This is a genomic window from Blautia sp. ZXY-1-B12 (genome assembly GCF_056339915.1).
The window spans coordinates 1-8660 of the sequence record NZ_JBWJVP010000279.1; the positions used below are offsets into that span (position 1 = coordinate 1).

The window sequence follows — 8660 nt, forward strand, 5'->3', positions numbered from 1 at the left end:
AACAATGCAAATTCATGGTAATAATATATAAAAACAGAAGATAATCATATTGCAGAGAAGTTTCATGTGGAGAATAAGATGTCTAAAATGAACCTGCCAGAAACTGTGACTGCTGTGGTATAAACTTTTGTCATTTTGCATGGCTCGTAGGGTCACAAATTCTTCACAAAAAAATTAGCACTCACCTCTTGACAGTGCTAATAATAAGTGTTATATTACAGCTAGAACAAAGGAAGGGGAACAAAAAGAGAACAAAGAAATAAGTTCTATGAGATTCCTGATAACCTAAGTTCCAAAGAAACAAGGTAAAGATACATAACTGAGAGTCCATCACATGTAGATGGACGGTATAGAAAAGGAGAGATGACTTATGTTGATGCCTAGTATTTTTGGAGAAAATTTATTTGATGACTTTTTTGGAGATTTTCCATTTTATTATGATGACAGAGCAATGAAAGATACAGAGAAGAAACTTTACGGACGCAGAGCCAGCCACATAATGAAAACCGATATCAAGGAGACTGATAAAGGTTATGAACTGGTTGTAGATCTTCCGGGATTTACCAAAGATGAAGTAAAGGCTGATCTGGAGAATGGTTATCTGACTATCAGTGCAGAGAAAGGTCTGGACAAAGATGAGCAGGAGAAAGAGACAGGACATTATATCCGTAAGGAACGTTACGCAGGTGCCTGCAGCCGTAGCTTCTATGTAGGTAAAGAAGTTGAGAAAGAAGACATTAAAGCAGAATTCAAACATGGTATCCTCACATTATTTGTACCAAAGAAAGAAGCAAAACCAGCAGTAGAACAGAAGAAAACAATTGCCATTGAAGGCTGATGAATAAATATTCTGACTGACCCGTTAAGGGTCAGCCAGATATTAAAAACAGATATAAAAATAAAAGCTTACACTAAAAGATTGAAGATAAAAGGTTGAAAAAGCCTGTAAAGATAGATTTGGAAAGTAAATCTGGCGAACAGATTTGACATATATAAAATATATTAGAAAAGGAGATATGACTTATGTTAATGCCTAGTATTTTTGGAGAAAATTTATTTGATGACTTTTTTGGAGATTTCCCATTCTATTATGATGACAGAGCAATGAAAGATGCAGAGAAGAAACTTTATGGACATAAAGCAAATCATGTAATGAAAACTGATATCAAGGAAATGAATAACGGATACGAACTGGTTGTAGATCTTCCAGGATTTAAGAAAGATGAAGTTCATGCAGCACTTGAAAATGGTTATCTGACCATCAGTGCAGAGAAAGGCCTGGATAAAGACGAGAAGGAAAAAGAGACAGGACGTTATATCCGCAGAGAACGTTATTCAGGTGCCTGCAGTCGTAGCTTCTATGTAGGTAAAGAAGTACATCAGGACGACATCAAAGCAGAATTCAAACATGGTATCCTGACATTATTTGTTCCGAAGAAAGAAGCAAAGCCAGCAGTGGAACAGAAGCACAGCATCTCCATTGAAGGATAATAGATGTTAAGTTACAGCAACGGGAGGTCAAATCTTTTGGCTTCCCGTTGTTTGCATAATGAGGATTGCAGAAATATGAAGTCAGGAATGATTGCGTTAGAATGTGTTTATGAGGGAAGGTGATGATATTGAAAAGAGATTACTATGAAGTTCTTGGCGTGAACAAAAACGCAGATGCAGCAACGATTAAGAAAGCATACAGAAAACTGGCAAAGAAATATCATCCGGACAGTAATGAGGGAAATGCTTCGGCAGCAGAGCATTTTAAGGAAGTAAATGAAGCCTATGATGTTCTGAGTGATGAGAAGAAACGTAAACTGTATGATCAGTTTGGCCACGCTGCTTTTGAAGAAGGTGCCGGTAATTATGGAAACGCACAGGGAAGTCCTTTTGGCAGTGGCTTTGGCGGAGCACAGGGCAATCCTTTTGGCGGCGGTTTCCATGGCTCGTACAGTGATGGCAATGGTTATCATGAATATCATTTTGAGAATGGCGAAGATATGGATGATATCCTGAAGAGCATCTTTGGTGGTGGATTTAAGAAGAGTAAATCATCCGATGGTTTTGGAAGCAGCGGCTTCGGTGGCAGTGGATTTCATGGAAGTGGTTTTGGTGGATTCGGAAGCAATGGAACTGGCGGCTTCGGCAGTGGCTTTGGTACAGGTGGAAGTGATTTCCGCAGTCAGGGCTTTAGTGGTTCTTACAGCAGTAAAGGTGAGGATCTTCATGCAGAGGTTACTGTCAGCTTTGATGAAGCTGCTTTCGGTGGAAAGAAGGTTATTCGCCTGCAGAGCAGCAACGGTGGTGTCCAGAATTATGAAGTCAATATCCCGGCTGGTATTGAGTCCGGTAAATCTATCAGACTTAAAGGAAAGGGATATCCGGGAGTTGGCGGAGGTGAAGCCGGTGACCTGCTTCTGAAAGTAAATGTTCAGGATAAACCGGGATATAAACGGGAAGGCAGAGATGTTTATACAACTGTAAATATCCCATTTACAACAGCAGTATTTGGCGGTGAGGCGAAGGTTCACACTATTTACGGTGATGTTCTCTGTAACATTAAACCGGGTACTCAGTCCGGAACGAAGATACGTCTGAGAGGCAAAGGTATCGTTGCAATGAATAATCCGTCGGTACACGGTGATGAATATGCAACTGTACAGATTGAAGTTCCGACAAATCTGACACCGGAAGCAAGACGGAAACTGAAAGAATTTGAGCAGGAATGTAATGGAAGCCACAGAAGCCGTGGATTTGGCAGCGGGAGTGCGGCGTGAAGAGTAATCAGAAATATTTTTGAGAATATAGTGAAGCAATTTTACAGAGAAACGAAAAGGATACATGCACAGTAACATTACCGTGTATGTATCCTTTTAGCATAATAGGGAAAAATATTCTATGAGCTTTTTCTGATATAGAATATTGTTTATCTGGGTTCTTTTCCATCACGGAAGAGCATCATCATTTCCTTGGTCAGGCTGATATTATTGCCCTGATCCGGGATTTTATCACGTTCTACCCACTGTGCCATGGAGAGCTCTTCATGGTCAACGGTCAGGGTATCATCGCCGTCCACATCACAGAAGAATCCGAAAAGCAGGGTACCGCTGAAGGACCATGGCTGGCTTTTGTAATAGCGGAGATTCTTTACCTTAAGGCCAACTTCCTCCATTACTTCTCTGTGAACAGTTTCTTCAATGGTTTCTCCGATTTCTGCAAAGCCTGCGATAAGGGCGTAACGCTTAAATCTGCGGCCCTCATATTTGGAAAGAATGATTTTATCTCCGTTTGTGATTCCTACGATTACTGCAGGACACAGGACAGGGTACTCCTGATTGCCGCAGGAAGGGCATTCCATCATACGTTCTTTTTGGCTGTGCAGCATTGGTTTTCCACAGCAGCCGCAGAACCGGCGCTTGCTGTACCACTGGAAAAGCTGATGTCCTGTAACTCCTGCAAATGCCAGATGCTGTGGCCGGGCTGTCCGAAGAATCCGTACATCCTGAAATTCATAGTCCGGAAGCAGAGAGGTATCCAATTCCGGGATCAGATAGAAACGCTGATCATCGATAGAAAACAGATAAATATACTTGCTGTAGAGATCTGAAACTTTTTCCTCCAGATCCTGAAAACGTGGAAAATAAATATCTGCTTCCCGTTCCTGATGTGGAAGAAGAATACTGCCTTTTTCGTAGGCAAGGATAAAACTGTTCTTATCCGGGGTAGAAGGTTTGTATTCGTTGTGGTAAGTGTGTGGTGCGATATCCTGAATCATAGTAATGTTCCTTTTCTGTTACTGCCGTCGCAGAGTTGTTCTGTGAAATATATTACAGGTGCGGAAGTGAGCAGTAATCTATTATTATTAAATGAGCAGGCAATCCTGCAGGCAGGATTGCCTGTACATAGTATATTACGGCAGTTTTAGAAAAACAAGAGAAGATGTCCAATTGCTACAGGCAATCTGGAATGAATGTTACTGTGAACGGAGTGGACGGTAACATTTTGGCTTGCATGCCTCGGGATATTACCAGGGAACAGTAATACAGTAACATAAGAAATACTGAAAAAAATAAAAAACGTATTGCACTTTGAAAATGAGAGTGGTATAATCAGCTTAACAAATTGGTAATACCAAAAACGAAATGAGTAATACTTGAATGGAGGGATTTTACAGTTATGGGATATGTAAAATGGAGTTATGACACATTAAATACTTTTTGCCACGACGTATTTCGTAAATTTGGTTTTAATGAAGAAGAGACGAATATCATCAAGGATGTTTTGCTTACCGCAGATCTGTACGGGATTGAAAGCCATGGAATGCAGAGAATGGTAAGATATGATAAAGGAATTGAGAAGGGAACCATCCATCCGGATGCGAAACCTGAGGTCGTATTTGAGACACCTGTATCAGCAGTGATCGACGGACATGACGGTATGGGACAGCTGATTTCCCATTTTGCAATGGAGAAAGCTATTGAGAAGGCGAAGAAAACAGGTGTTGGATTTGTATCTGTAAGAAACTCCAATCATTTCGGTATTGCAGGATATTATGCGGAAATGGCTTCCAAACAGGGCTTACTTGGTATGGCATGTACCAACTCGGAAGCAATCATGGTACCTACCTTTGGACGAAAAGCAATGCTTGGTTCCAATCCCATTGCAGTGGCAATGCCGGCAGAACCTTATCCATTCCTTTTTGATTGCTCCACAACAGTAGTTACCAGAGGAAAACTGGAAATGTATAATAAGATGGGAAAACCACTTCCACAGGGCTGGGCTCTGGGAGCAAATGGTCAGGAAAGCACAGATGCCCCGGATGTACTTGCCAATATTGTTGCCAAGAAGGGCGGCGGAATCATGCCACTTGGCGGTAATAAAGAGGTAAACGGAAGTCATAAGGGTTACGGTTATGGAATGCTCTGCGAGATTTTCAGCTCCATCTTTTCCATGGGTGTTACTTCTGATAAATGCTGTACATTTAAAGACAAGACAGGTATCTGTCATGGATTTGCTGCCATTGATCCCGCAATCTTCGGAAATGCAGATGATATCAGGGCACATTTTTCCGAATATCTGGAAACTCTTCGTCAGAGTCCAAAGGCAGAAGGCGCAGAGCAGATTTATACTCATGGTGAGAAGGAAGTATTTGCAGAAAAAGAGCGTAGAGAGAATGGCATTCCTGTAAATGACAACACAATGGTTGAGCTTGCCAACCTCTGCAATTATCTGAAGGTTGATTTTGGCTCTTACTTCAAGGGCTATGAACTGCCGAAGGACAGTAAGTTCTTTAGTGGTAATTATTAAATAAGCGCCCATCATGCTGATAACCATAACTATAGAATATATCATATAAAATTACTTTTTTTGAGACGCCCGTTTATCAGCATGTGGAAATAAAAAGAAACTGCATAATCAGATACGACCGGTAGAATTTACAGATTGTATCTGATATGCAGTTTTTTGTTTTCTTTAATTTTCTTCAGTATTCTTCGGACAGTTATGAGCATTCATGTCATCGTTGTCTGTCATAAGATATTTGCGGATCGCAAACAGAACTGCGATACTGAGTACGCCAAGAAGAGTTTCTGCTGGCCCGAGGTGTTCGACTACCATCTGACGTGCTGTGGCAAACATCAGAACCTCAACAACTGTCTGTGCGGAATGCTGGCAGAGCATTTTTACAAATTCCACGCCTACTACCAGAGACAAAGCCTGGGAAAGGAAAGTGCTGAAAAATTCTGTATCCATGGACATAACAGAAGTATCTGCAACCTCCATGATCAGCCGGAAGCCTGCCAGTGCGATCACCAGCAGAATTACCATAGAAAGAGCAATTTCCGCGTAACGTGAAATATTGTAAATGATTGTGTTAAAGTGTTTACGAATGTTATGGTTAACCTGTCGTTTGGGGCTCATAACTGTGAGTCCTTTCTGTTTTGTTGTATATGGTGAATGTAAAGAAGCGTAACTGTTTATAGTGTTACGAAAAAGATTAATATAAATAATCTTTATTTACATAACCATATTTGCAGAGTTTCTGGGAGTAAACATACCAGTACTGTGCATCAGTTGTATCCACAAGCTGAACTGTATCGCCGGAATATAACTGTCCGATCTCGTTGGAAGAGTCGTAAGCCTTTGCAGAGCGCAGAGCCAGATAACCGGTAGCAACACTGACTGTTCTGGTGGCATATGTGGTTGTTCCGCCAATCAGATAATCTTTATTTACATATCCGTTTTTTCCTAACTTCTGAGAGTAAACGTACCAGTACTGGGAATCGCTGGTGTCGATAAGCTGAACTGTATCGCCGGAATACAGCTGTCCGATCTCATTGGAGGAATCATAAGCTTTTGCGGAACGCAGAGCCAGATAACCCTTGGCAACACTGACAGTCCTTGAATCTCCGGAAGAACTCTGTGCACTGGCAGCAGTATCGCCACTGTAATATAAGTAATCTTTATTTACATAGCCGGATAAGTTCAGTTTCGGAGAATAGACATACCAGTACTGAGGATCACTGCTGTCAGAAACTGTTACAGTATCACCGGAGTATAACTGTCCGATTTCGTTGGAAGAGTCATAAGCCTTTGCAGAACGCAAAGCCAGATAACCCTTGGCAACACTGACAGTATAAGAACCGGACGAACTTGTCGGCTGTGATGAGAGGAAATACAGGTAATCGTTATTTACGTATCCGGATCTGTTCAGTTTTGGAGAATAGACGTACCAGTAATCACTGGTGGTATATTCTGTAACTTCAACAGTATCACCGGAATACAGCTCGCCGATCTCGTTGGAGGAATCATAAGCCATGGCAGAGCGCAGAGCCAGATACCCTTTACTTACACCTACCTGATAAGTGTCAGATGCCATAACGATCTGTGAGCTGCAGGGTACAGATACAGCAGCAATCGTAGCTGCAAGAATCATGGGAATTGCAATATTTTTTCTTTTTTTCATAGTGAATCCCTCCTTTGGGTTATTATGTACTCTGAGAGTACATTATTTAATTATAGTAATCGTAAATCGTTCTGCTTAAGGTAGCGATCGTATTCTGTGCGGAACCGGCGCTTGAGAGATTCTGGGACATAAATACGATTACTACGTCATTTTTGGAATCATAGATGATTCCGGCATCATTTTCCACGTTGTCAAGTTCTCCGGTTTTATTTGCGGTTTTGACTCCTTCCGGAAGCTGTGCGGGAATTTTGTTACAGCGTGTCTGTGCCTTGAGCAGATTAAACATATCAGTGGCATGGGTGTAGCCGGATGTATCCTGTTTATAAATCTCCTGCAGGAGATGACCACAGTCTCCTACAGATGTGTAGTTATCATCATTCTCATTGCTGGCAAGGAGCATACGTCCCATGTGAGTCTGGTCATAGCCATGTGCCTGGCAGAAACTGTTGACAGCCTGCATACCTGCTGCGGAATCGCCGCCGCCAAGATAAGTTGTCAGGGTATTGGCTGCATCATTATCGCTGACTGTGATCATGGAGTACAGATTGGAGTCTACAGAATCCCTGCCGTATTGTCCGGTTATCTGATCATAATTCTCGTAGACAGCTCCCATGATATAGAGCTTGATCAGGCTTGCAGCCTGCATTTTCTGATCATTAAGACTGCCCTCGGTTCCATTTACAAGATCGGATATGAAAACAGCCCAGGTTCCGTTTTCAGCGGGAAGCTGACTTTGAACCTGTTTTAAAATTGTCTCCAGTTTCTCATCTGTGACCGGTTCTGAAGATGTGCCTGCCCCGGAACCGTTAAAGACGCTTTCAGAACTCTCTGAAGATGAAGAAGGGGAAAGCATTCCCTGACCTTCTACGGATGTTTCCGCGGCCTCTGTATTTTCAGCAGCATGACTGCTGTATGCAGGAGTAACAAGAAGGCTGAGCGATAGCAGAGGTATTAATAATTTTTTTGAAAACATTGCGTTCACCACCTGTTAAATATTTACTGTAACACATTCGGAATCTGTTGATCTGTTATATAAACCGTATTTCTTCATGTTTAGATAAATCAGGTTTAAAAGTCTTATTGTGCAGGCACAAATGGTTTTTAAAATCTGATATCTGTATGTACAAAATTATACAGTGTTTAGAGTTGTGTTACAAGTGTATTTACGGTTGATCTTAAAATTTATTATATGGCTGCCGGTTACTGTTGGCACAATACTTGAGATGCGTTCATACAATTTGTAGGAATACGGGCGTGAAAAATCCGCATATCTGATTATATATTTTGGATTGTATAAATGCTACAATAAAATCATCAGAAACGAGATAAAGAACGACAAATTAAACAAACCAATGTGGGAATGTGGGGGCATTTTCATATTGCATGAGGAGGTAGATTATATGTTAACACCGAAACAGAATATGCTGGAAGTTATAAAAGGCGGAAATCCTGACAGATTTGTTAATCAGTATGAAGCAGTACAGCTTCTTTTTCATCCGTTTATGTTTGCAAACCCGCTGCTTCAGCCGGGTCAGGAAAATGTAGTGAATGCATGGGGGGTAACCAATACTTTCCCGAAAGGAGTTCCGGGTTCTTTTCCTGTACATACTCCTGACAAGATCGTGGTAAAGGATATTGAAGACTGGAAAGACTATGTACATGCACCGTCTTTGAAATTTACCCAGGATCAGTGGGATATGGTGAA

8 protein-coding genes and 1 pseudogene are annotated in these 8660 nt (G+C 41.4%); 5 read left to right on the forward strand and 4 right to left on the reverse strand.

Going from position 1 to position 8660, the window contains the following annotated elements:
* Positions 1–370: 370 nt before the first annotated feature.
* The 3 genes from AC075L_RS19715 to AC075L_RS19725 all read left to right on the forward strand — a co-directional run bounded on the left by AC075L_RS19715 (position 371) and on the right by AC075L_RS19725 (position 2768).
* Entirely contained in the window at positions 371–838 is a 468-nt protein-coding gene (locus AC075L_RS19715) for an Hsp20/alpha crystallin family protein (RefSeq protein WP_055054114.1), read from the forward strand.
* 185 nt (positions 839–1023) lie between these two features.
* Entirely contained in the window at positions 1024–1491 is a 468-nt protein-coding gene (locus tag AC075L_RS19720) for an Hsp20/alpha crystallin family protein (protein ID WP_118330446.1), read from the forward strand.
* 125 nt (positions 1492–1616) lie between these two features.
* Positions 1617–2768 (forward strand): DnaJ C-terminal domain-containing protein, encoded by a 1152-nt coding sequence (locus tag AC075L_RS19725; protein WP_476388055.1) that lies wholly within the window; start codon positions 1617–1619, stop codon positions 2766–2768.
* A gap of 149 nt (positions 2769–2917) precedes the next feature.
* Here the strand turns inward: AC075L_RS19725 and nudC are convergent, their stop codons facing one another.
* Positions 2918–3766: an NAD(+) diphosphatase gene (gene nudC, locus AC075L_RS19730; protein ID WP_119253976.1), complete on the reverse strand. Its 849-nt coding sequence runs from the start codon at positions 3764–3766 to the stop codon at positions 2918–2920.
* A gap of 401 nt (positions 3767–4167) precedes the next feature.
* Here nudC and AC075L_RS19735 point away from each other — a divergent pair, with 401 nt between their 5' ends.
* Positions 4168–5298, forward strand: coding sequence for an Ldh family oxidoreductase (locus AC075L_RS19735; RefSeq protein ID WP_022380451.1), 1131 nt, complete (start codon positions 4168–4170; stop codon positions 5296–5298).
* A 165-nt stretch (positions 5299–5463) separates the two neighbouring features.
* On the opposite strand, the gene AC075L_RS19740 is transcribed toward AC075L_RS19735, so the two are convergent.
* From AC075L_RS19740 to AC075L_RS19750, 3 genes are all read right to left on the reverse strand, one after another.
* The gene (locus AC075L_RS19740) at positions 5464–5910 is read right to left on the reverse strand and encodes a phosphate-starvation-inducible PsiE family protein (protein WP_008705419.1); all 447 of its coding nucleotides are present in this window, start codon (positions 5908–5910) and stop codon (positions 5464–5466) included.
* 76 nt (positions 5911–5986) lie between these two features.
* A complete protein-coding gene (locus AC075L_RS19745) occupies positions 5987–6955 on the reverse strand; it encodes an SH3 domain-containing protein (RefSeq protein ID WP_055153314.1) in 969 nt (322 codons plus the stop codon).
* 46 nt (positions 6956–7001) lie between these two features.
* Positions 7002–7928, reverse strand: coding sequence for a serine hydrolase (locus AC075L_RS19750; RefSeq protein ID WP_227194445.1), 927 nt, complete (start codon positions 7926–7928; stop codon positions 7002–7004).
* A 427-nt stretch (positions 7929–8355) separates the two neighbouring features.
* Here AC075L_RS19750 and AC075L_RS19755 point away from each other — a divergent pair.
* Positions 8356–8660: pseudogene (locus tag AC075L_RS19755) on the forward strand (uroporphyrinogen decarboxylase family protein); the annotation flags it as partial.

Coding starts and splice junctions, on each gene's coding strand:
- AC075L_RS19720 (WP_118330446.1), top strand. CDS start 1,024: ATGTTAATGCCTAGTATTTTTGGAGAAAATTTATTTGATGACTTTTTT.
- AC075L_RS19740 (WP_008705419.1), bottom strand. CDS start 5,910: ATGAGCCCCAAACGACAGGTTAACCATAACATTCGTAAACACTTTAAC.
- AC075L_RS19745 (WP_055153314.1), bottom strand. CDS start 6,955: ATGAAAAAAAGAAAAAATATTGCAATTCCCATGATTCTTGCAGCTACG.
- nudC (WP_119253976.1), bottom strand. CDS start 3,766: ATGATTCAGGATATCGCACCACACACTTACCACAACGAATACAAACCT.
- AC075L_RS19750 (WP_227194445.1), bottom strand. CDS start 7,928: ATGTTTTCAAAAAAATTATTAATACCTCTGCTATCGCTCAGCCTTCTT.
- AC075L_RS19735 (WP_022380451.1), top strand. CDS start 4,168: ATGGGATATGTAAAATGGAGTTATGACACATTAAATACTTTTTGCCAC.
- AC075L_RS19715 (WP_055054114.1), top strand. CDS start 371: ATGTTGATGCCTAGTATTTTTGGAGAAAATTTATTTGATGACTTTTTT.